The sequence below is a fragment of the Pseudidiomarina salinarum genome (assembly GCF_000753715.1).
Classification (GTDB): Bacteria; Pseudomonadota; Gammaproteobacteria; order Enterobacterales; family Alteromonadaceae; genus Pseudidiomarina; species Pseudidiomarina salinarum.
Genome location: NZ_JPER01000001.1, coordinates 58594 through 79806, shown reverse-complemented (window position 1 = coordinate 79806; position 21213 = coordinate 58594). Strand labels below are relative to the sequence as shown.

Genomic DNA, 21213 nt, shown 5'->3' with positions numbered 1-21213 from the left:
ATTACCTTAGTTTCAGTGAAGCCAGCGCGATCAGTACGAACACCAGCGATAAGATCCAGAAGCGCACAATGACGCGCGGCTCTGGCCAGCCTTTAAGTTCGTAATGATGATGAATCGGTGCCATGCGGAAAACCCGTTTGCCGCGTAGTTTGTACGAGCCTACCTGCAACATGACGGAGACGGTTTCCATCACGAACACGCCGCCCATAATAAAGAGAATTAGTTCCTGCCGGACCATGACCGCGATAACGCCCAATGCCGCGCCTAAGGCGAGCGAGCCGACATCGCCCATAAATACCAGCGCCGGGTAGGTGTTAAACCACAGGAAGCCAAGGCCAGCCCCGCAAATCGCGGTACAAACCACAATCAGTTCACCGGCCAGCGGCAGATGCGGAATGTTCAGGTAGCCGGCAAAATTAATATTGCCCGAGGCATAAGCGAAAATACCGAGCGCGGCGGCAACCATAATCGTTGGCACTATGGCCAGGCCGTCGAGTCCGTCAGTAAGGTTCACCGCATTACTGGTACCGACAATCACAAAATAGGCCAGCAGGATGTACAGCAAGCCTAACTGGGGCATGACATCTTTGAAAAAGGGCACCAGCAACTGCGTTTCCGCGCCGATAGTGGCGTTGGCATATAAAAATACCGCGGCCAGGGTGGCAATCGCCGATTGCCAGAAGTATTTCCAGCGCGCCGGCAGCCCGCGTGAGTTTTTCTGTACCACCTTGCGGTAGTCATCAATAAAGCCCACCAGCCCGAAGCCAATTACCACACCGAGCACCACCTGAACGTAACGGTTACTGAGGTCAGCCCAGAGCAGTGTCGAAAGGACAATAGAGGCGATAATCAGCACACCACCCATAGTGGGCGTACCCGCCTTGCTCAGATGCGATTGTGGTCCGTCATCCCGCACCGACTGGCCAATCTGCAGCCGCTGCAGATAACGGATCAAGTGCGGCCCCATCCACAGCGATACCAGCAACGCCGTCAGTACGCTCAGGATCGCGCGCATCGTCAGATACGAGAAGACGTTAAACGCCGTCGCAAATTGGGTCAGGTATTCCGCAAGCCACACTAACATGCGTGGGTTCCTTTTCTGGTTGTGCCGGGTTGTAAGTCAGCGGCGCGTTGCTGTAAAGCCTCGATGACCCGTTCCATATGGGCACTGCGTGATCCTTTCACCAGAATAGTGACCGGTGCTGCCGTGGCAGAAACGGTCTCAATTATGGCTTCAACCAGGCGCTCCAGGTAGGAGAAGTGACGACCGCCACGGCCGTTAAATACTTCACTGGCGCTCTGACTCAACACCCCCAGGGTATATAAATTATCAATGCCGGCACCAATGGCGTAGGCGCCGACTTCTTCGTGATATTGCCGGGCCTGACTGCCCAGTTCACCCATATCTCCAAGCACCATCATCCGGTAGCCGGGATAAACCGCCAGCATATCCAGTGCCGCTTTAACCGAGCCGACATTGGCGTTATAACTGTCATCAATGAGCTTCACACCGGGGTTGATTTGGATAACCTGCAGGCGGCCGGTAACCGGTGTTAAGTTCGCCAGCGCGACCCGGGCGTCAGACAGCGGACAACCTACCGCAACTGCCGCACTGATCGCTACCAGAGCATTGTCAACATTGTGTAAACCTGGCAGATTCAGCTGGATCTGTTCCTGCTGAGCGGCGCCGGTCAGGGTTGCCGGTAAGTGTACGGTAAAAGCGGCACAGCCCTGTTCGTTTAGCTCAACGTTACTGGCGGTGATTGCCGGCTCACTCTGTTCGTCGGCGCGGCGCCCGAATGTCAGGTGGCGACGATCCGCAAGCTGTTGCTGCCAGCAACTGGCAAACTGAGAATTGGCCGGGGTCAGTGCCAGACCACCGTCGCCTAAGCCCCGGAAAATCTCGGATTTAGCCCTGAATACGCCATGCAGGTCACCGAAGCCCTCAACATGAGCCGGCGCGACATTGTTAATGATCGCCACATCGGGATTAGTCAGACGCGTGGTATAGGCAATTTCGCCAATGTGATTGGCGCCGAGTTCAATCACCGCAAAGTCATGCTGGGGTTCAAGCCGCAACAGCGTCAGGGGCACACCGATATCATTGTTGAAGTTACCGGCGGTCGCCAGTACCTGACCCTGGGTGCGCAAAATAGCGGCCAGCATCTCTTTTACCGTGGTCTTGCCGCTGCTGCCGGTAATGGCGATGGTCTTCGGCTGCACTTTGGCTTTTACCGCAGCGCCTAATTCACCTAACGCATGATGGGTATCGGCAACCACAATCTGCGGCACCGATACCGCTAGCTTGCGGCTCACCACTAATGCCGCGGCGCCTTTTTCAATCGCTTGCTCAGCAAAGTCATGAGCATCAAAGTTCGGCCCTTTCAGGGCAATGAACAGGCAGCCCCGCGGTAACTGTCGGGTATCGGTACTGACCGTGGATACCGGCTCATTAGCACCAATAAGCTCGCCGTTGACGGCGCTACAAATCCACTGCAGATCGGTATTAATCATGACCGCACCCCGCGATTCTGATGTTGCGCAAACCAGTCCGCAACAACCTGACGTTCGTCGTATGGCAAGCGCTTTTGCCCAACGACCTGATAATCCTCATGGCCTTTGCCGGCCAGCAAGACGATGTCATCGGCGCCGGCTTTACCTATGGTTGCCAGCACGGCTTCGTGGCGGCCTTCAACCACTCTGACATGGTCACGTACCGGCATGCCGGCAAGAATATCCTGAACGATTTGCTGCGGCTCTTCGGTACGTGGATTATCATCTGTGACCACAACCTGATCGGCGAGTTTCGCCGCAACGCCGCCCATTTGCGGACGCTTGCCGCGATCGCGATCGCCACCGCAGCCAAACAGACACCAGAGCTTGCCCCGACAGTGCGGACGCAGGGCTTCAAGCACCTGCTGCAACGCATCAGGAGTATGCGCGTAGTCCACGATCACCAGCGGTTGCCCGGCGCTGCCGCCAAAGGCTTCCATCCGCCCCGGAACGGCATGAAGGCGCTCGGCAGCGGCAGCGACTGCCGGCAGTTCATAGCCCAGCGCCACCACGCTGGCGATAGCAACCAGCAGGTTATAGACATTGAAGCGGCCCAGTAAGGCCGAGCGCACCTGCACCTGCTTGCCGCCATAATTAATGGTGAAGGCAGTGCCCTGGTCATTAAATTCAAGATCGCTGGCCCACAGCGCCTTCTCGTGCTGTTGCGGGCTGAGACTGACGCGCCAGCTGTCGGAGCGGTCCGGCAGCCAGGCCGACAGCGCGGCATCGTCCACGTTCAGAACGCTGTGGCGGGTATCGAGTTCAGTAAATAATCGCCGCTTGGCGCCGGCATAATTTGCCATGGTGCCATGATAGTCCAGGTGGTCGCGGCTGATATTGGTCGCGGCACCGACGGCAAACTGGATAGCTTCTACCCGGCGCTGCACCAGCGCGTGGGAAGATACTTCCATAGCCACCACGCCGGCGCCCTCGGCCACCAGGGTTGCCAGCCGCTGTTGTACGGTAATTGCATCAGGGGTGGTGTGCTGTTCAGGCAACAACATGCCGGGGAAGCCACTGCCGGTGGTGCCGATCACACCAGCCCGTACGCCCAGCGTTTCCAGCAGCTGTGCAATCAGATAGGTTACTGAGGTCTTACCGTTGGTACCGGTTACACCAATGATTTTCGCGCGCCGGGCAGGTTCACCGTAAAAACGCGCAGCCAGCTGCGACAAATCGTCTTTCAGCTGCGGAACTTCAATCACCCAGGCGGTGCCGCGCTCGGCCACACCGTAGCTATCGGAGGCGCTGAATATCACTTTGGCGCCAGCCAGAATGGCGGCGTCTATATAATCTCTGCCGTCGGTCTGGTAGCCCGGCACCGCAACGAAAGCATCGCCCGGAGCTACTTGCCGGCTGTCGGATTTCAGGCCGCTAATTTCAAGCTGGGGTAGTTGCAGCGGATAGTCGGGCAACAGTTGCCTGATACTAATCATGGACACCTCCGAAGCCAGCTACTTTCAGTTGGGTATCTTCGAGATTATCCGGTGGCACGTTCAGCAGCCGCAAAGCATCACCGACAATTTCGGCAAATACCGGCGCCGACACGTCACTACCATAATATTCATCACCGCGGGGCTCATTAATGGTCACAACCACCGCGAGCCGCGGGTCGCTGACCGGCGCCACCCCGGCAAATAAGGTCACATATTCATCACCATAGCCACCGGCTACTGCTTTACGGGAGGTTCCGGTTTTACCGGCAACCCGGTAACCGCGAACCCGCGCCCGCTTGCCGGAGCCATCAACGACCACCTGCTCGAGCATGCCCAGCACCGCTTTGGCATTGGCCTCGCTGACCACCCGCTGGCCAGCCGGCGCGCCTTCACGGCGTTGCACGGTCAGTGGCCGCTGAATACCGCCGTTGCCAATAATGGCGTACATCTGCGCCAACTGCAGGGTAGTGACGGATACGCCATACCCGTAGGACAAGGTCGCGGTTTCGAAATCTGAGGAGCGCCGCCGGTTCTGCAGAATACCGTAGCTTTCGCCGAGCAAGGCGACACCGGTATCGTTGCCGAATCCAACTGCCGCATAAGTGGCCAGCATTTTATCAATGCCCGTGGCCAGCGCAATCTTGGCTGAGCCCACATTACTGGATTCTTTCAGTACCTCGGTTACCGTCAACTTACCGCGGTTAACCGGGTCGCTGACCCGCCGGCCACCTAAGCGCAACCAGCCTGGTGAGGTATCAATCACCTGATCGGCAGTAATGGCGCCGGCTTCAAGGCCAGCCAGCACCGTCAGCGGCTTCACCGTCGAACCGGGCTCATAAGCATCGGTTACCGCGCGATTGCGCATGCGGTGGGCTTGCAGGTCGGTACGATTATTCGGGTTGTAGGACGGGCTGTTGACCATCGCGAGGACCTCGCCGGTCTGCACGTCGACAATCACTGCTGAGCCGGATGTTGCCTGGTGATAGCGCACGGCTTTTTTCAGCTCAGCGTAAGCGAGTGATTGCAGACGTTGATCAATGCTCAGCGTCAGTTGTTTTGGTTGTTCTGCTGCAGTTACCCGCACTTCCTCAACAACCCGCCCTTGTGCGTCCTTGCGGTAAACCCGCTCCCCCGGGGTGCCGGTTAAAACACTGTCGTAAATCGCTTCCAGGCCTTCAATGCCGCGGCCGTCGATGTCGGTAAAGCCCACCACATGGGCAGTAATTTCGCCGACCGGGTAAAAACGCCGTGATTCGGTTTTCAGATAGATGCCCGGAATACCCAACTGCCGCACAAACTCCGCAACTGCCGGGGTGACTTTACGCTCCAGGTAAACAAAGCGCCGGTCTGGATCCGCCACTTTCGCAATCAGCTCATCGACATCAGTACGAAATACTTCTGCCAGCGCCAGCCAGCGCTCGCGGTTATCCAGGCCAAGTCCTTCATGTATGCGTTGTGGATCTGCCCAGACGGTCTGAACCGGCACACTAACAGCCAGCTCGCGGCCATTACGATCAACTATGGTACCGCGCTGGACTTCGGTGGTATCTGCCCGTAATGAACGGCGATCACCTTCAAAGATCAGTCGTTCGGGCTCAATTACCTGAATATAGGCCGCGCGCGCAACCAGCGAGCCAAACACCAGCGCCAGCACCAGCATGGAGAAATAGAAACGCCCGCTGCCCTGCTTCGGAGTCATTTTTTTATTACGACGGTTCGGAGTTACTGCCATGGTACCAGCACCTCCTGTTTGCCTTCCGGACGGATCATGTCCAGCCGCTGTTCAGCGATGCGCTCTACCCGGCTATGCTCGGTCAGGGCGTTCTGTTCAATCTGCAGATGGCGCCATTCGATATCCAGGTTATCCCGGTCGGAGAGCAGGTTGTCACGCTCGGTAGTGATCAGACGATGTGCATGAGCGACATAAACCACCGTCAGCGAACTCAACACCACCGCCAGAAACAACACCACCAGCAGCAGTTGCTGGCGAATGTCATCGAACATGACGGTAAACAAAGCGGGTACGCGGCTAGTCGTCATAAGCTAACCTCGCTGCAATCCGCAGAACCGAACTACGGGCCCGCGGATTTTCCTGAATTTCACCGGTAGAAGGCTTAATCGCTTTACCCACCAGCCGCAGCGTTTCGCCGCGATCAATCTGATCGTCACGCAAGGGCAATCCGGGCGGGATCTTCCGCCCCTGGCTCTGGGCCCGCATGAAACGTTTTACAATCCGGTCTTCCAGACTGTGGAAGCTGATCACCACCAGCCGGCCTTCTGGCTTCAGACCGTAAACTGCTGCCGCCAGCGCTTCTTCAATTTCTTCCAGCTCCCGGTTAATGTGGATGCGGATAGCCTGGAAGCTGCGGGTTGCTGGATGCTTATGCTTATCTTTAAAAGGTACGGCGGCATCAATCAGCGCAGCCAGCTCATGCGTAGTTCGCAGCGGCTGGTCCACGCGGCGCGCCAGGATCGCCTGAGCAATCCGCCAGGCAAACCGCTCTTCGCCGTAATCTCTGAGTACGCGGGCAATTTCATCAGCGCTGGCGGTATTAACAAAGTCAGCTGCGGTGGGGCCGCTGCTGGTATCCATACGCATATCAAGGGGGCCTTCGCGCATAAAACTGAAGCCCCGTCCGGCTTCGTCCAGTTGTGGGGAGGACACGCCGAGGTCAAACAAAATACCATCAAGCCGGCCACGCAATTGCTGCGTTTCCAGCACCTCATCAAGGCGGGAAAACGGGGTGTGGATTATGGTAAAGCGAGGATCTTCCGCCAGTGACTGAGCGGCCTCGATCGCGGTGGGGTCGCGATCCAGAGCTATAAGTTGTCCCTGACTATTTAATTGTGACAGGATAGCGCGCGAATGCCCCCCCCGGCCGAAGGTAGCATCAAGATAAATTCCGTCTGGTCTGATGGCAAGAGCCTCAATGGACTCCTGTAGCAGCACCGAGACATGTTGCGGCGCTTTTATTGTCATTATAATGAGAAGTCTTGTAATCGATCACTGAGTGCCAAGTCATCTTCCTGTTCTGCTGCCATATCGGCGGCAACCTGCGCTTGCCACGCGTCTTCTGACCAGAGTTCAAATTTATTGAGCTGACCGATGATCATGATCTTTTTGCTCAGATCGGCATGCTGGCGCAGGGTTGGTGCGATCAGAATGCGACCATTCTTATCCATCTGGCAGTCTTCGGCGTGGCCTAGTAACAGGCGTTGGAGACGACGCTCCGCGGGGTTCATACTGGATAACGTGGTGAGTTTCTGTTCGATTAGCTGCCATTGCGGCAGCGGGTACAGCAGTAAACAAGGTTGTTTGATATCAATGGTACAAACCATTTGCCCTTCGCAATCCAGCAGCAGGCTCTTCCGATACTTTGACGGTATCGCAAGTCGACCTTTGTCATCAAGACTGAGTGCTGCTGCGCCACGAAACATGGTTGTCCCCACTGAATCCCTGCGATCCTTTCCTTTTGATCCAGAGCGATCCACAATTATCCACAAATCCCCACAATTAGACAGTCTAGGTGCGAGTCTTGACCCCTGTCAAGGAAAAACACAATCTTTGCGCTATCTGATCGCACGAGCTCCCGGGCGTGACAAGAGGTCTTGACGGAATAAGCCTTCTGCATGATGATGTCTGTTACAACAACCAATAAAAATAATAATAAAACCATTGCGCAAACTTTCAGAGCTTAGCCTGCACAACAAGAACACAGAACTTCCCCAGGCGGCCTCCGACCAGCACGGTGGGAGCCGTCCGCGCTGGCATTTATTGCGTGATATTGCCGGTTTGTTTTTTATTGCCTCAGCGCTGCTATACGCGGTTTACCTGATTGTCGACAGCGAACGCCAACAGCAGCTGGAATATGAAAAGCGCCGCGCCACCGAACAAATCAGCTCGATGCGAGCCCAACTGGAGCAACGAATCCAGGCCAATGTCATGGTGCTGCGCGCGTTGCGACCTGAAATTCTCTGGCAGGACACCCCCGATCGACTGCGCCTGCAGCGCATCATGGACGAATTTATTACCTCAGATTTAGACATCTCGCATCTGGCCCTGGCACCTGACCTCATTATCAGTTTTGTCTACCCGCCAGCGGGCAACCAGCAGATGCTTGGTTTTAACTACCGTACGTCACCGACTCAGTACGGCGATATCCTGCGCACCGTTGGCGCCCAGGACATGGTGCTCACCGGCCCGATTAAATTAGTGCAAGGCAATCAAGCGCTGGTTGCCCGCATGCCGATTTTCCATGATGACCGTAGCTTCTGGGGTATTGCCTCGCTGGTTATTGATCATCAGCACCTGTTGGACCGCATCGAGTTTTTTCAGCACCCGGAATACGTATTTGCCGTGCGCCCGGTGGCTGATGAAGCAACCAACGACAACGAACGTGCACCGGCCTTCGCCGGGCCTGACAGCCTGTTTAGCCAGGATGCCGTAACCACCAGCGTACGCCTGCCCCGCGCCGAGTGGGAGCTGGCTGCCTTCCCTCGCAGCGGCGTATGGGTGCAACAGCATTACAGCTATCTGTTGCACTGGTCGATCGGGCTGGCATTGACGGGCCTTATTGTTATCGCTTTTCTGATCCTGATCCTTACGCAGAACCGGTTGCGCCGGGCGCTGCATACTATTGGTTATCAGGCGCGCTTTGATCCGCTGACGGACCTGCCAAACCGGAACTATTTTCAGCAACAACTGGACAGCACCATCCGCAGCAGTATCCGCCATGAGCAACAATTCGCGGTACTCATCCTTGATCTTGACCAGCTGCGCGACATTAATGACGCACTGGGTCACGCCGTCGGTGATGAACTGCTCCAGCATGTGGCGCAGCGAATTCGCAGCAGCATTCGCGAAGACGATTTACTGGCGCGGATTGGCGGCGATGAATTCGCCGTGGTGCTGCGCGATATCGATGAGCCGGCCCAGGCCGAAATGCGCGCTAAAGCGATTATGAGTGACCTGCTCAATACCCTGGATATTGAACACAACCATATTAATATGACCGCCAGTATCGGCATCACTGTGTTCCCGCAGGATGCCACTGAGGTGCAGGAACTGATCAAGCTGGCGGAACTGGCCATGTACGCGGCGAAATCGACGGGCTCGCTCAGCGTGCACTTTTTCGACGAAGGCCTGCGTCAGAGTACCGAGCAATATATTGCGCTGCATCATCAGATGATCACCGGCCTTGAGCAGAACGAGTTCCGGGTTTACTACCAGCCGGTAATAGATACCAATAGTGGTTTACTGACCCGCTGCGAAGCGCTGATCCGCTGGCACCACCCCACCCGCGGCATGGTCTCGCCGGCCGAGTTTATTCCGATTGCTGAAAAAACCGGTGCCATCATCTGGCTGGGTGAGTTTGTGCTGTCACAAGTGGTGAAAGACTGGCAGCTCATGCGCAGTGATGATCTTGATGTGACCATTGCAGTGAACCGGTCACCACGCGAATTTAATGACCGGGAAGCCGCGGCCAAGTGGTTACAGGTACTGAAAACAGCGGATATGCCGGCGGATCGGTTGATGCTGGAAATTACGGAATCGATGCTGATGCGCAATAAAGAACGCCAGTTGGCCAATCTGCGTGAACTGCGGGCGGCCGGCGTGCATCTGGCCATTGATGATTTTGGTACCGGTTACTCAAGCCTGAATTATTTACGTTCTTACCCTATTGATATCATCAAGATTGATCGGGGCTTCCTGCAGAACGTACCTTTTAACAGCCAGCAGACGGCGCTGGTTGAAGTGTTGATCCGAATTGCCCATACCCTGGACATGAAAGTGGTCGCCGAAGGGGTGGAAACAGAAACTCAGGTCGACTTTCTGCGTTCGCAGAATTGCCATTACCAGCAGGGATTCTTTTATGGTCCGGGCATGCCGCTTGATGAGTTCATGCACTTCGCGCAGGATTTCAATCGCAAAGTGCTTGAGAAAAGAGGGGAGTCAGCCGCTAAGCCGGGTTTTGTCGTGGACAATCATTCGTCTAGTCGTTAGGTCACCCTAACGATCAAGCGGTCTACCCGGGTTCAACGCGGGCCGCGCCAATGAACCCCTATTTGACCTTGCTCCGGGTGGAGTTTACCGTGCCGCGAACTGTTGCCAGCCGCGCGGTGCGCTCTTACCGCACCCTTTCACCCTTACCTGATCCTGCTTGCGCAGGCCATCGGCGGTTTGCTCTCTGTTGCACTAGTCGTCGGCTCACGCCGCCCAGGAATTACCTGGCACCCTGCCCTATGGAGCCCGGACTTTCCTCCCCTGTGCGGTTTCCCACACAGCAGCGATTGTCTTGGCTGACTCCGGCGTGCATTCTACTCGTTTTCAGCTTCCAGAGCCAGCTGATAAAGCGTGTTTTTGCGCTGGCCGTGAATTTCTGCCGCCAGCGCTGCCGCTTTCTTCAGTGGCAATTCGCGCCGAAGCAACTGCAATGTCGCCAAAGCCGGACCGGTATCATCGCTATTGGTTGACTGTGGCGCGCCGGCAAGCATTAACACCATCTCGCCACGCTGCTGATTAGAGTCGGCCAGCACCGCAGCTTCCACTTCGGCAATAGTACCGCTTAAGTAGGTTTCAAACTGTTTTGTCAGTTCGCGCGCTAACACCAGGCTGCGCTCAGCACCGAAGGTGGCATGAAGATCTGCCAGCGCATCAACAATGCGGTGGGGTGATTCATAAAACACCATAGTACGCGGTTCAGCTAGCAGTGCATTAAGCGTTTTGCGCCGCTGCTGCCCTTTGGCGGGTAAAAACCCTTCGAAGGTGAAGCGGTCGGTGGCCAGTCCGGCTCCTGACAACGCGGTGGTAATAGCACAGGGCCCCGGCAAGGCCACCACCGGTACGCCGGCGGCGCGACACTGTTGCACCAGCACATAGCCCGGGTCACTGATAAGCGGCGTACCCGCATCGCTGATGAGCGCCAGTGACTGCCCCTGTTGCAGGCGCTCAATGACATGAGCGGTGCGCTGTCGTTCGTTATGCTCATGCAGTGCAAAAAGTTCATTACGAATGCCGTAATGCTGCAATAACTGTCCGCTATGGCGGGTATCTTCGGCAGCAATGGCGTTCACTTCGCGCAGTACCGCCAGTGCCCGTTCGCTGATATCGGCAAGATTACCGATAGGGGTAGGCACTATGTATAAGGTTCCGACCGCTGGCTGCGCCATGTTAATTCCTCGTAAGAATAGTTCCCCGCGCGTTGTGTCGTATCGGCGCTGGGTTTATAGTAGGCCTATCAGGATAGACTAAATATGGATGCCATTGTGCCAAAGAAGTTGCTGCTCTGCATCGTGATTCTCGGACTTGCCGGTTGTGCCGCAGGTCCGCGCGATTCCGACGACCGGGTTCAGGACGATCGCGTTGCTGATCACGAGGCCCCGCGCGCCGAAGATCGCGCCCGGGCTGATGCCAACGAACTGCTGCGCAAAGCCCGCCAGGCTGAGGGCAATCGCCGTACTGATTTGCTGCTGGAAGCTGTTGACGCATTGCAATATGAACAACGCTGGCAGGCCAGCGCGGCGGTACTCAGCCAGCTCGAACCGCTGGTGACCGCAAATCAACTGACGCGCACCCAACTCCATGGTTATACGTTATTCCGGGCGCAGTTTGCTGCCCACCAGCAGCAATGGCAACAGGTCGATGCCCTGCTGGCACCCTTGTTAGCGCCCGGCCTGACCGAAACCTATGCGGTAGCAACGCTGGAGTTGGCGCGACAGAGCCACATTGCCCGCCGTAACTGGACCCAGGCTGCCAACTATCAGTTACGCTTAATTGCCAATGATCAGGCAGTCGAAGACGTTGAAGCTATCTGGCAATTGCTGAGCCGGGTTACCGACCCGGCTGAACTTCAGGTGCCCAGCGATAAAACCGCCGTTGGCTGGCAACGGCTGCTACGCGCCGTACATATGGGGCTAAGGGAGCCGACTGAAGTCACCACCCGGCTGCAACGCTGGCAGGCCGAATTTAGCGACCATCCGGCCCAGATCATCGCACGACGTTTTACCGACGTGTCAATACCAGCGGTTGATCGCCGTGCTGTCATATTACTGCCTCTTACCGGCCAGTACCGGGAACAGGGACAAGCAGTGCTCGATGGTATGGTTATGCGACTGAGCCAGCAACAGCGGTTGCGGATTGAAGCCATTGATACCAACCAACTCAACTTTGCTGACCTGCCTGAATTGCTGCGGGCGGAAACCACGCATTTGCTGATTGGTCCGCTTCTGAAAGAGAACATAGCCAAAGTTGACCCTACCTATCTGCCTGACAAGCTGCTGTGGCTGACCCTTAATGAACCACCGCCATCGCTGCTTGGCAGCGACCCGATGCGGCTCTATTTTGCGCTCGACGGCGAGACCGAGCTGCGCCAGGCTGTGAACTTTATGGTGGCCCAGGGCTATAAAAAGCCTCTGATTCTGGCTCCCGACAATAGCCGCGGGCAGCAGCAAATTTCCTTATTTACCAATACCTGGCAAAACCACTACCCGTCGATTTCGGTTGCCCACGGGCGCTATAAGACACCCGAAGATATGAAAGCCGTGGTGCAGGAGCAGCTTGGCGTGGCCTCCAGCGAAGCACGCATCCAGGAAGTTAAAATTGCCGCCGGTAAGATCATTGTCGATGCGACCCCGCGCAGCCGCGGTGATATTGACGCGATTTACCTGGTTGGTGGCATCGAACACACAAGACTGCTCAAACCTTTTATTGACGTCAATATCGCGCCCTTTATGCAGACCATTCCGGTCTATGCCAATTCCGCCAGCCATACGCTCGCGAACCAGGTCAGCGAGAATGATCTGGACAATGTGCGCTTCACTGACGCACCCTGGTTACTACCGGATCACCCCCAGCATGAAACCCTGGAGCGCATCCTGACGCTGCGTCGCAACTGGAGCTATGATCTGGCGCGGCTAGCAGCCTTTGGCCACGATAGTATGTTGTTTGCCGAGCGCGCGCCCTGGATAGAGATGGTACCGGGCTTTACTATGGACGGTTTAACCGGGACACTCTCGGTGCGTGACCAGCGCATTCACCGGCGCTTGTCCTGGGCACGGTTTGACGGTCACCGGGTGGTGCCGTTCAGCGACTAACGCCATTGCGGCATGATCGACGCGGAGGTGACAAGGAATGTCACGAAAGTCAGATGGTAACCTGGGTGAACAACAGGCTTGCGAGTATCTTGAGCAGCAGGGCCTGCAGCTCATTGAAAAGAATTTCAGTTGCGATATTGGTGAAATTGATCTCGTTATGCAGCACCAGGACATCCTGGTGTTTGTGGAAGTGAAATACCGCGCCAATGAAAATTTAGCCACAGTAGTGGAACAAATCACTGAGAAACAGTGTCGACGGATCAGACAGGTTGCACAATTTTATCTGATTAAAGCAAAATATAACGAGCATCGCACCAACCTGCGTTTCGACGTGGTCGCAATTAGTGGCTTCCCGTACGAGTTGCAGTGGTTACCGGATGCATTTTAAAACAGAGGTTTTATGCACGAACCCGTTAAAGCCATTTTTACGGAATGTATTCAGACGCAGATAGCAGCTGCCGATTTACTGCAGGAGCCGGTCATGAATGCCGCCGGCTTGCTGGTTGATTCCTTGCTCAGCGGCCGTACGGTATTTTGCTGTGGCGAACGCATGGCCCATGCTAGTGCCCGCCACCTGGCGCATATTATGCTCACCGGATTGCACTTTGACCGGCCACCGTTTCCGGTGCAGGCGCTGCATGCTGATTTTGGTTCTAAAGAACACGAATATACCTTTGCTCAGCAAATTCTCGCGGCCGGTCAGGCTGGTGATGTGCTAGTGGCACTTAATGCCGGTACCACTGCCCCGCGGGTGAGTAAAGCCATGGAAGCCGCGTTATCCCGCGGCATGCTGATTATTGCCCTGACCAGCGATGCCGATGTCGATGTGGCCGGCTTGCTGGGTCCGGAAGACGTTGAAATTCGTATCCCATCGCGTAATAGCGCGCGGGTGAGTGAACACTTACTCCAGTTGGTGAATATGCTTTGCAGTCTGGCGGAACAGCAAATTTTTCCACAGGAATCTGAATGATGAAAACTCTCATTAAGCTGGTACTGGCATTAGCCGTTGTCGTTAGCCTGTCGGGTTGTACCGCAGCAGTAATTGGCGCTACGGCGGTTGGAATTTACTCGGCAGCTGACACCCGTACCGTCGGCACACAGATTGATGACCAGACGGTTGAGGTGCGGGTCATCGCCGCGCTGCAGGGCGAGGAGCGGCTCGAGGAGTCACGCATCAAGGTGGTGTCTTATAATCGCCGGGTATTGCTCATGGGCCAGACCCCCAATGAGTCACTAAAGCGACTGGCTCAGCAAATCGCTCGTGACACCAAAGGCGTTGATCAGGTGCATAACGAAGTCAGAGTCACCGAAGTGATTGGGATGGCGACCATTTCCAAAGACACCTGGATTACCAGCAAGATCAAAACCAAACTACTGGCTGATGACGAGGTTAGCGGAGCAAAGATCAAGGTGGTTACCGAAAACGGCGAAGTTTTTCTGATGGGTTTGGTTGAAAAAGCTCAGGCCGAACGCGCGATTGAACTGGCGCGTAATACCAATGACGTAAAGCGCGTCATTGATGCCTTTGAGATTATCTGAGGGCTAGCAGGGAGATTACTTAACCAGAGTCAGGTGTGAGCCCGGCTTGCGGCTTTGCTGATTTTCTTCAGCTTCAGCGGGTTCAGCAGGCTGGGTGGGATTACTCTCAAATACTTCATCTTCAAAGATGGTACCGGCGCCATTTTCACGCGCATAAAGTGCCATTACCGCTGCCATAGGTACCCATACCCGATGGGGTTTACCGGAAAAGCGTGCACTGAACTCAATACGATCATTGCCCAGTTGCAGCTGACCCACTGCGGTTGGTGCAATATTCAGAACGATCTGACCGTCCTGCACAAACTCCCAGGGTAATTCACAACCAGGTTGCTCGGCATCGACGACCAGATGGGGCGTCAGTTGATTGTCCACCAGCCAGTCGTACACCGCCCGTACCATATACGGGCGGCGCGGGGTCATACCGGTCACATCACTCACCGTGCCAGGTCCCGCTCACTTTCTGTCAGCGACTCCTGGAATGAATCGCGCTCAAACACGCGAACCATATAAGCTTTCACAGCTTTTGAACCGGCACCGTCGATTTGAATGCCATAGGCTGGCAAGCGCCACAATAGTGGTGCCAGGTAACAGTCGACGAGGCTGAACTCTTCGCTCATAAAATAAGGAGAATCAGCAAAAATCGGTGCCAGCGAGAGGATACCCTCACGCAGTTCCTGCCGTGCCGCATCAGCGCCCTTACCACCTTTGGCGATCTGCGCCGCCAGTGCATACCAGTCACGATCGATGCGATACATCATCAGACGACTGGTACCACGGGCGACCGGATAAACAGGCATTAACGGCGGATGCGGGAAGCGCTCATCAAGATATTCCATGATGATATGAGCGTTATATAACACCAGCTCACGATCGACCAGCGTCGGTAACGCATCCGGATACGGATTGAGTTGAAGTAAATCTTCCGGACGGTTATCCGGATCGACAAAAGTGATTTCAACTCCGACGCCTTTCTCCGCCAGCACGATACGCACCTGATGGCTACGTAAATCATCTTTGCTCGCGTACAAGGTCATCACTGACCTCTTGTTGGCCGCAACCGACATGTTACTCTCCATAAAACTAGCTTACTTAATGTCTCTAAAAAACTCGCGCTTCAACAGCCACGCGAACACCGTAAAGACGAATAAGAACCCGAATACATACCAGCCTAAACGGCGCTGCTGTAGCAGCATAGGCTCGCCGGTGTAGACCAGAAAATTGGTCAGATCCAGCATTGCCTGGTCGTATTCATCCGGACTCATGGTCCCGCTACCGTCTGTTTTGATGCCGACATAAACGTCCTGCATCTCGCCGTCAATCATACGGCTCTCATAGGTTTTGCGGGGAACTCCTTGTAACTCTTGCAGCACATGCGGCATACCCACATTCGGGAAGACCGCATTGTTCACGCCAAATGGCCGTGAATCATCAGCATAGAACGCGCGGAAATAGGTGTATAACCAATCAGCGCCACGCACCCGTGATACCAATGTCAGATCCGGGGCAGCAGTGCCAAACCAGTTGCCGGCCATGTCCGCGGACATATTATTCGTGATCCGGTCACCGACTTTTTCACCGGTAAACTGCAAATTTTCAACACCCAGCTCCAACGGGATCTCAAGATCATTAAAGGTCCGGTTGTAACGCTGATACTGCATCTGGTGGCAACCCAGACAGTAATTCATAAATAATTGCGCACCACGCTGCAGTGAAGCTTTGTCGTGCAGATCAACCTTGGCTTCATCCAGCGGGATATTTGGGCCAGCCGCTAAAACAGCGACTGACCAGAGTGATGCTGCGGCAAGGATGCAGGTTCTGAATAATGTTTTCATCACTTAGTAATCCTCTCTGGAACTGGCTTCGTTTTTTCGTTCTTACTGTAGAACCACAGCAGAATAAAGAAAGCGAAGTACAAGAACGTGAACAGCCGCGCAAGGAAGGTATACACTTCTGTTACCGGTTTCACACCCAGATAGCCCAGCACAATGAAGCTGATCACAAACACCGTCAGGTTCACTTTATGGAAGGTGCTGCGGTAGCGGATTGACCGCACCTTGCTACGATCCAGCCATGGCAGCAGGAACAGGAATACAATAGCGCCAAACATCAGTAACACGCCCATCAACTTATCGGGCACCGCCCGCAAAATTGCGTAGAAGGGGGTGAAGTACCAGACCGGAGCAATATGCTCAGGTGTTTTCAGCGGGTTCGCCGCTTCAAAGTTTGGTGGCTCAAGGAAGAATCCGCCCATTGCCGGGTTAAAGAAAATGACGTAACTGAAGAAGAACAGGAAGATTCCCACCCAGAAAATATCTTTCACCACATAGTACGGATAGAACGGGATCGCATCGACGATATCGTATTTACTGGTAAAACGGTGGTGGAATTTAAACTTCGGTTTCTCTTCGTCAGGTACCGAGTTTTTCTTCTTCTTAATCGAGATGCCTTCCGGGTTATTGGAACCGACTTCGTGCAAGGCAACAATGTGCAGGAATACCAGAATAACCAGTACCAGCGGCAGCGCAATAACATGCAGCGCAAAGAAACGGTTCAGGGTGGCGCCGGAAATAACATAATCACCACGGATCCACAGGGTCAGATCATCGCCAATCCACGGAATGGCACCGAACAGCGAGATAATGACCTGGGCGCCCCAGTAGGACATCTGTCCCCATGGCAGCAGATAACCCATGAAGGCTTCAGCCATCAGCACCAGGAAAATCAGCATGCCGAAAATCCAGATCAGTTCGCGCGGTTTCTGATAGGAACCGTACATCATGCCGCGGAACATATGCAGATAAACCACCACGAAGAATGCCGAGGCACCGGTGGAGTGCATATAACGCAACAGCCAGCCGAACTCGACATCACGCATGATGTATTCGACTGAGCGGAAAGCCCCGTCAGCAGTCGGGACGTAATTCATGGTCAGCCAGATACCCGTGAGGATCTGATTAACCAGTACCAGCATGGCCAGTGAGCCGAAAATATACCAGACGTTGAAATTCTTCGGTGCCGGATATTCCGTCACGTGAATTTTCATCGTCTTGGACATCGGAATACGTTCGTCAATCCAGTCAACTAATTTACCCATCAGGCTTGCTCCCCGTCTTCACCAATCCGAATGTTTTCATCATCAAGATAGTAATGTGGCGGGACTACCAGGTTATAAGGGGCTGGAACGCCTGCAAAAACCCGGCCGGCAATATCAAAGCGTGAGCCATGACACGGACAGAAGAAGCCAGCATTGACGCCTTCAACCTGCTCCGCAAATTCATTTTCAAGATATTGCGGCGAACAACCCAGGTGGGTACAGATCCCTACGGCAACAAAATATTCCTTACGACGAGAGCGGTATTGGTTCTCGGCGTACTCGGGTTGCTGCGGTTCTTCGGAGTTCGGATCGCGCAGACGATCCTCAACCAGGCTCAGGCTTTCCAGCATTTCTGGTGTACGACGTACAATCCAGACCGGCTGACCACGCCATTCAACCCGGATCAACTGTCCAGGTTCGGCTTTTCCGATGTTCACTTCCACTGGGGCACCCGCGTTTTTAGCTCGTTCGCTCGGGTTCCACGATGCAATGAAAGGAACGGCAACACCAACCGCACCCGCGGCTCCCACGACGGAAGTCGCGACAGTCAGGAAACGACGGCGGCCTTTATCTACAGGCGCATTGCTCATCCACTTACTCTCCAGTTTGGACGCTTCATGAGACATTGTCATGAAGTCAGTAATTAGCTGCTGCGTAAGATCCGCTACACGCAAGCGTATCAGCGAATCGCAAAAAAATCGCTTTCAGATGATAAAGAAATACCCTGATTTTTACAAGGATTAACACAAAAAACCCGGCACCAGGGCCGGGTTTTTTCAATGTAGGACGTATCCAGTACGTAGCGAAATTAACGCTTCGAGAACTGAGGACGCTTACGTGCTTTGTGCAAGCCGACTTTCTTACGCTCGACTTCACGTGCATCACGGGTAACGTAACCGGCACGGCGTAAATCGCCACGCAGAGTTTCGTCATATTGCATCAGGGCACGAGTGATACCGTGACGGATTGCGCCCGCCTGACCACTTGAACCACCGCCTGCAACAGTGATGTATAAATCAAATTTTTCAATCATATCGACCAGCTCTAACGGTTGACGAACAACCATACGAGCGGTATCACGACCGAAATATTCTTCTAAGGTACGCTGGTTAACAGTAATGGTGCCTTTGCCCGGACGCAGAAATACGCGTGCAGTAGAGCTTTTGCGACGACCAGTACCGTAGTATTGATTCTCTGCCATTTTCTTAATGCTCCGTCTTAAATTTCAAGTTGTTTAGGCTGCTGAGCAATATGGTTGTGCTCTGCGCCTGCATATACTTTCAGTTTACGGAACATGGCACGACCAAGTGGACCACGAGGCAACATACCCTTCACCGCTTTCTGAATGACCATTTCCGGTGCCTTGGCAATCAACTTTTCAAAAGTGATGTCCTTGATACCACCTGGATACCCAGAGTGTGAATAATAAATCTTATTCTGTGCCTTGCGACCTGTAACAGTCACTTTCTCAGCGTTAATGACGACGATGTAATCGCCGGTATCAACGTGCGGAGTATATTCAGGCTTATGCTTTCCGCGCAGACGGGTGGCAATTTCAGTGGCCAGACGACCTAAAGTTTTGCCTTCAGCGTCAACGACGTACCAGTCACGTTGGACGGTTTCTGGTTTTGCTACAAATGTTTTCATTGAAACGTACTCTGTATTAAAGGTTCACGACAGTAGTTCCGGGCTTCCCCGCGAACCACAACAAAACCGCACACGCGGTTAGTTGTACCTGTAACGTGGGCTGGCGCGGATTATACGGAAAAGCACCTACATGATCAACTGCTCTTGCAGGTTATTCGCAGGGCTTCAGGGTTTGTGTGGCAAAGCCAGGTAATCATGGCTTTGCATCTCCTGTAAGCGGCTGATACAGCGCTGGAATTCGAAGTTCAGCCGGCCGTCGGTGTAGAGTTCCTCAAGGGGAGCCGCCGCCGAAAGTATCAGTTTCACCCGGCGCTCGTAAAACTCATCCACCAGCGCAATAAAGCGGCGCGCGGCATCGTCCATGTGTCCGCCGAGCTGCGGCACATCACTGATCAGCACCGCATGATAGAGCCGGGCCAGCTCAATATAGTCATTTTGCGAGCGGGGTCCGCCGCAAATTGCCGCAAAGGCAAACAGAACCACATCATCACACTCCAGCCTGACGTTAATATCACGCCCCTGTACCCGGATGGTGCTGTTGGTATTCCGGCTGCAGTGGTCCGGAGCCAGATCCGCGAAATAGCGCTGCAGATTGGCATCGGCTTCCTCATCCAGTGGCGAATGATAGATTTCCGCCCGGCTCAGGGTGCGCAGGCGATAGTCCACGCCATTGTCCACATTCAGCACCTCACAGTTGGCTTTAATCAGTTCAATGGCTGGCAGAAAGCGCTGCCGCTGCAGGCCATTGCGATAAAGTTCATCAGGGACAATATTGGAGGTGGCCACCAGTACCACATGGCGCTTAAACAGTTCCTGCATCAGGGTGCCGAGCAACATGGCATCGGTAATATCCTGCACAAAGAATTCATCAAAACAAACGACCTGCGCTTCAAGGGCCAGCTTATCCGCGATGATGGGTAAAGGATCGCTGCGCCCTTTCAGTTGCTCCAGCTCTTCGTGTACCCGCTGCATAAACCGGTGAAAGTGCACCCGCAGCTTCTGTTCAAACGGCAACGTGTCGAAAAACGTATCCACCAGATAGGTTTTACCACGGCCCACTCCGCCCCAGAGATACAGGCCTTTGGGTGGTTCAGCAGGTTTTCCGATCAGTTTCCCGAGCCAGGCGCTGATACCTGATTTCTGCTGCTGCCGCCGATAATCAATTAACTCGTCATAAAGACGCTGCAATGCTTCTACCGCCCGCCGCTGCGCCTTGTCTTCGACAAAGCCGCCGCTGGCCAGATCGGTTTCATACTTGCTCATTGGGGTTATGTTTGTCGTTGTCACTACCACTCACACCCTGTAATAGATTATGCTATAGGCATAGAGTTTATCATGTGACATGCGTTTTTAAGGAGTTTTTATGAGCTGGATCATTGGCATTTTACTGGTTGCGGTCGGTGCGGTGATCGGAGTTTTCGTCGCCCGGTACTGGTTACATGAGCACTCCGATGAAGCCCGTTTAACTGAGGAAGTCACCCAGAGCCGCGAGCAGCTGGCGGCTTATCAGCGTGAAGTGGTGGAGCATTTCGCTACCGCTTCGGCGCTGGTAGAGCAACTGGAACAAACCCAGGACAAGCTGAAGGCCTACCTGCACAACAGCCAGGACATTCTGGAACGCGAACAGAGTCAGCCCAGCCTGCCATTTTTTGCTGAAGACACTATGCGCCAGCTGCGGATGGCAAATAAAATCAATGATGATCGCAAACGCCCCGGTCAGGACACCACGGATGCCCCTATTCGTGACTATTCCGATACCAAAAGCGGTCTGTTCAAAAAAGGCAGCAAAAAAACATCTTGAAACATCTCCGGGGTGAACCTATTACTTAGGGGTCGGTCTATACAGCACAT

General features: G+C 54.4%; 21 protein-coding genes, 1 other RNA gene and 1 pseudogene. 6 read left to right on the top strand and 17 right to left on the bottom strand.

Annotated elements, in window-relative coordinates:
- Position 1: 1 nt before the first annotated feature.
- Genes mraY through mraZ form a run of 7 tightly spaced genes read right to left on the bottom strand, consistent with a single transcriptional unit; the run spans position 2 to position 7427 of the window.
- Complete coding sequence (gene mraY / locus IDSA_RS00395) at positions 2–1084, bottom strand: phospho-N-acetylmuramoyl-pentapeptide-transferase (RefSeq protein WP_034773397.1); 1083 nt, start codon at positions 1082–1084, stop codon at positions 2–4.
- Positions 1078–2514 carry a UDP-N-acetylmuramoyl-tripeptide--D-alanyl-D-alanine ligase gene (locus IDSA_RS00390; RefSeq protein WP_034773394.1) on the bottom strand — a complete coding sequence of 479 codons (1437 nt, stop codon included), beginning with the start codon at positions 2512–2514 and terminating at the stop codon, positions 1078–1080. The genes mraY and IDSA_RS00390 overlap by 7 nt, the downstream gene beginning before the upstream one ends.
- Entirely contained in the window at positions 2511–3989 is a 1479-nt protein-coding gene (gene murE, locus IDSA_RS00385) for a UDP-N-acetylmuramoyl-L-alanyl-D-glutamate--2,6-diaminopimelate ligase (protein WP_126760546.1), read from the bottom strand. Before murE ends, IDSA_RS00390 begins: the two co-directional genes overlap by 4 nt.
- Entirely contained in the window at positions 3982–5721 is a 1740-nt protein-coding gene (locus tag IDSA_RS00380; protein ID WP_034773392.1) for a peptidoglycan D,D-transpeptidase FtsI family protein, read from the bottom strand. Before IDSA_RS00380 ends, murE begins: the two co-directional genes overlap by 8 nt.
- Positions 5712–6029, bottom strand: coding sequence for a cell division protein FtsL (ftsL, locus tag IDSA_RS00375; RefSeq protein WP_034773390.1), 318 nt, complete (start codon positions 6027–6029; stop codon positions 5712–5714). The genes IDSA_RS00380 and ftsL overlap by 10 nt, the downstream gene beginning before the upstream one ends.
- A complete protein-coding gene (gene rsmH / locus IDSA_RS00370) occupies positions 6019–6969 on the bottom strand; it encodes a 16S rRNA (cytosine(1402)-N(4))-methyltransferase RsmH (protein WP_034773387.1) in 951 nt (316 codons plus the stop codon). The genes ftsL and rsmH overlap by 11 nt, the downstream gene beginning before the upstream one ends.
- Positions 6969–7427: a division/cell wall cluster transcriptional repressor MraZ gene (gene mraZ, locus IDSA_RS00365; RefSeq protein WP_034773384.1), complete on the bottom strand. Its 459-nt coding sequence runs from the start codon at positions 7425–7427 to the stop codon at positions 6969–6971. The genes rsmH and mraZ overlap by 1 nt, the downstream gene beginning before the upstream one ends.
- Before the next feature lie 466 nt (positions 7428–7893).
- Here mraZ and IDSA_RS12280 point away from each other — a divergent pair.
- Positions 7894–9858, top strand: a pseudogene (locus IDSA_RS12280) (putative bifunctional diguanylate cyclase/phosphodiesterase); the annotation flags it as partial.
- A gap of 76 nt (positions 9859–9934) precedes the next feature.
- Here the strand turns inward: IDSA_RS12280 and rnpB are convergent.
- Both rnpB and rsmI read right to left on the bottom strand, forming a co-directional pair.
- An RNA gene (rnpB, locus tag IDSA_RS11825) (RNase P RNA component class A) lies at positions 9935–10297 on the bottom strand.
- 10 nt (positions 10298–10307) lie between these two features.
- Positions 10308–11159, bottom strand: coding sequence for a 16S rRNA (cytidine(1402)-2'-O)-methyltransferase (gene rsmI, locus IDSA_RS00355; protein ID WP_034773382.1), 852 nt, complete (start codon positions 11157–11159; stop codon positions 10308–10310).
- Positions 11160–11243: 84 nt separating this feature from the next.
- Between rsmI and IDSA_RS00350 the strand changes: the two genes are divergently transcribed.
- From IDSA_RS00350 to dolP, 4 genes are read left to right on the top strand one after another with little or no spacing between them, the layout of a single operon-like run.
- Complete coding sequence (locus IDSA_RS00350) at positions 11244–13082, top strand: penicillin-binding protein activator (protein ID WP_034773380.1); 1839 nt, start codon at positions 11244–11246, stop codon at positions 13080–13082.
- Positions 13083–13119: 37 nt separating this feature from the next.
- Positions 13120–13470 (top strand): YraN family protein, encoded by a 351-nt coding sequence (locus IDSA_RS00345; RefSeq protein WP_034773378.1) that lies wholly within the window; start codon positions 13120–13122, stop codon positions 13468–13470.
- Between the two features lie 12 nt (positions 13471–13482).
- Entirely contained in the window at positions 13483–14052 is a 570-nt protein-coding gene (locus IDSA_RS00340; RefSeq protein WP_034773374.1) for an SIS domain-containing protein, read from the top strand.
- Entirely contained in the window at positions 14049–14621 is a 573-nt protein-coding gene (gene dolP / locus IDSA_RS00335; RefSeq protein ID WP_034773372.1) for a division/outer membrane stress-associated lipid-binding lipoprotein, read from the top strand. The genes IDSA_RS00340 and dolP overlap by 4 nt, the downstream gene beginning before the upstream one ends.
- A 15-nt stretch (positions 14622–14636) precedes the next feature.
- Here dolP and IDSA_RS00330 read toward each other — a convergent pair whose 3' ends face one another.
- From IDSA_RS00330 to zapE, 8 genes are all read right to left on the bottom strand, one after another.
- Positions 14637–15050, bottom strand: coding sequence for a ClpXP protease specificity-enhancing factor (locus tag IDSA_RS00330; RefSeq protein ID WP_232221261.1), 414 nt, complete (start codon positions 15048–15050; stop codon positions 14637–14639).
- 5 nt (positions 15051–15055) lie between these two features.
- Positions 15056–15685, bottom strand: coding sequence for a stringent starvation protein SspA (sspA, locus tag IDSA_RS00325; RefSeq protein WP_034773369.1), 630 nt, complete (start codon positions 15683–15685; stop codon positions 15056–15058).
- Positions 15686–15706: 21 nt separating this feature from the next.
- Positions 15707–16453, bottom strand: coding sequence for a cytochrome c1 (locus tag IDSA_RS00320; RefSeq protein ID WP_034773367.1), 747 nt, complete (start codon positions 16451–16453; stop codon positions 15707–15709).
- Entirely contained in the window at positions 16453–17715 is a 1263-nt protein-coding gene (locus IDSA_RS00315) for a cytochrome b (RefSeq protein ID WP_034773365.1), read from the bottom strand. Before IDSA_RS00315 ends, IDSA_RS00320 begins: the two co-directional genes overlap by 1 nt.
- Positions 17715–18305 carry a ubiquinol-cytochrome c reductase iron-sulfur subunit gene (petA, locus tag IDSA_RS00310; protein WP_034773363.1) on the bottom strand — a complete coding sequence of 197 codons (591 nt, stop codon included), beginning with the start codon at positions 18303–18305 and terminating at the stop codon, positions 17715–17717. The genes IDSA_RS00315 and petA overlap by 1 nt, the downstream gene beginning before the upstream one ends.
- A gap of 218 nt (positions 18306–18523) precedes the next feature.
- Complete coding sequence (gene rpsI, locus IDSA_RS00305; protein ID WP_034773361.1) at positions 18524–18916, bottom strand: 30S ribosomal protein S9; 393 nt, start codon at positions 18914–18916, stop codon at positions 18524–18526.
- A 17-nt stretch (positions 18917–18933) separates the two neighbouring features.
- Positions 18934–19362 (bottom strand): 50S ribosomal protein L13, encoded by a 429-nt coding sequence (gene rplM / locus IDSA_RS00300; RefSeq protein ID WP_034773359.1) that lies wholly within the window; start codon positions 19360–19362, stop codon positions 18934–18936.
- Between the two features lie 165 nt (positions 19363–19527).
- Positions 19528–20625, bottom strand: coding sequence for a cell division protein ZapE (gene zapE, locus IDSA_RS00295; RefSeq protein WP_198024025.1), 1098 nt, complete (start codon positions 20623–20625; stop codon positions 19528–19530).
- Between the two features lie 100 nt (positions 20626–20725).
- Between zapE and IDSA_RS00290 the strand changes: the two genes are divergently transcribed.
- The gene (locus IDSA_RS00290; RefSeq protein WP_034773357.1) at positions 20726–21163 is read left to right on the top strand and encodes a Z-ring associated ZapG family protein; all 438 of its coding nucleotides are present in this window, start codon (positions 20726–20728) and stop codon (positions 21161–21163) included.
- Positions 21164–21213: the final 50 nt, after the last annotated feature.

What these genes read in the sequence shown, in the direction of transcription:
- rsmI (WP_034773382.1), bottom strand. Translation starts at nt 11,159, where the DNA reads ATGGCGCAGCCAGCGGTCGGAACCTTATACATAGTGCCTACCCCTATC.
- zapE (WP_198024025.1), bottom strand. Translation starts at nt 20,625, where the DNA reads ATGAGCAAGTATGAAACCGATCTGGCCAGCGGCGGCTTTGTCGAAGAC.
- rpsI (WP_034773361.1), bottom strand. Translation starts at nt 18,916, where the DNA reads ATGGCAGAGAATCAATACTACGGTACTGGTCGTCGCAAAAGCTCTACT.
- mraZ (WP_034773384.1), bottom strand. Translation starts at nt 7,427, where the DNA reads ATGTTTCGTGGCGCAGCAGCACTCAGTCTTGATGACAAAGGTCGACTT.
- murE (WP_126760546.1), bottom strand. Translation starts at nt 3,989, where the DNA reads ATGATTAGTATCAGGCAACTGTTGCCCGACTATCCGCTGCAACTACCC.
- mraY (WP_034773397.1), bottom strand. Translation starts at nt 1,084, where the DNA reads ATGTTAGTGTGGCTTGCGGAATACCTGACCCAATTTGCGACGGCGTTT.
- IDSA_RS00320 (WP_034773367.1), bottom strand. Translation starts at nt 16,453, where the DNA reads ATGAAAACATTATTCAGAACCTGCATCCTTGCCGCAGCATCACTCTGG.
- IDSA_RS00390 (WP_034773394.1), bottom strand. Translation starts at nt 2,514, where the DNA reads ATGATTAATACCGATCTGCAGTGGATTTGTAGCGCCGTCAACGGCGAG.
- ftsL (WP_034773390.1), bottom strand. Translation starts at nt 6,029, where the DNA reads ATGACGACTAGCCGCGTACCCGCTTTGTTTACCGTCATGTTCGATGAC.
- IDSA_RS00290 (WP_034773357.1), top strand. Translation starts at nt 20,726, where the DNA reads ATGAGCTGGATCATTGGCATTTTACTGGTTGCGGTCGGTGCGGTGATC.
- IDSA_RS00380 (WP_034773392.1), bottom strand. Translation starts at nt 5,721, where the DNA reads ATGGCAGTAACTCCGAACCGTCGTAATAAAAAAATGACTCCGAAGCAG.
- IDSA_RS00345 (WP_034773378.1), top strand. Translation starts at nt 13,120, where the DNA reads ATGTCACGAAAGTCAGATGGTAACCTGGGTGAACAACAGGCTTGCGAG.
- IDSA_RS00340 (WP_034773374.1), top strand. Translation starts at nt 13,483, where the DNA reads ATGCACGAACCCGTTAAAGCCATTTTTACGGAATGTATTCAGACGCAG.
- rplM (WP_034773359.1), bottom strand. Translation starts at nt 19,362, where the DNA reads ATGAAAACATTTGTAGCAAAACCAGAAACCGTCCAACGTGACTGGTAC.
- IDSA_RS00315 (WP_034773365.1), bottom strand. Translation starts at nt 17,715, where the DNA reads ATGGGTAAATTAGTTGACTGGATTGACGAACGTATTCCGATGTCCAAG.
- rsmH (WP_034773387.1), bottom strand. Translation starts at nt 6,969, where the DNA reads ATGACAATAAAAGCGCCGCAACATGTCTCGGTGCTGCTACAGGAGTCC.
- sspA (WP_034773369.1), bottom strand. Translation starts at nt 15,685, where the DNA reads ATGTCGGTTGCGGCCAACAAGAGGTCAGTGATGACCTTGTACGCGAGC.
- dolP (WP_034773372.1), top strand. Translation starts at nt 14,049, where the DNA reads ATGATGAAAACTCTCATTAAGCTGGTACTGGCATTAGCCGTTGTCGTT.
- petA (WP_034773363.1), bottom strand. Translation starts at nt 18,305, where the DNA reads ATGAGCAATGCGCCTGTAGATAAAGGCCGCCGTCGTTTCCTGACTGTC.
- IDSA_RS00350 (WP_034773380.1), top strand. Translation starts at nt 11,244, where the DNA reads ATGGATGCCATTGTGCCAAAGAAGTTGCTGCTCTGCATCGTGATTCTC.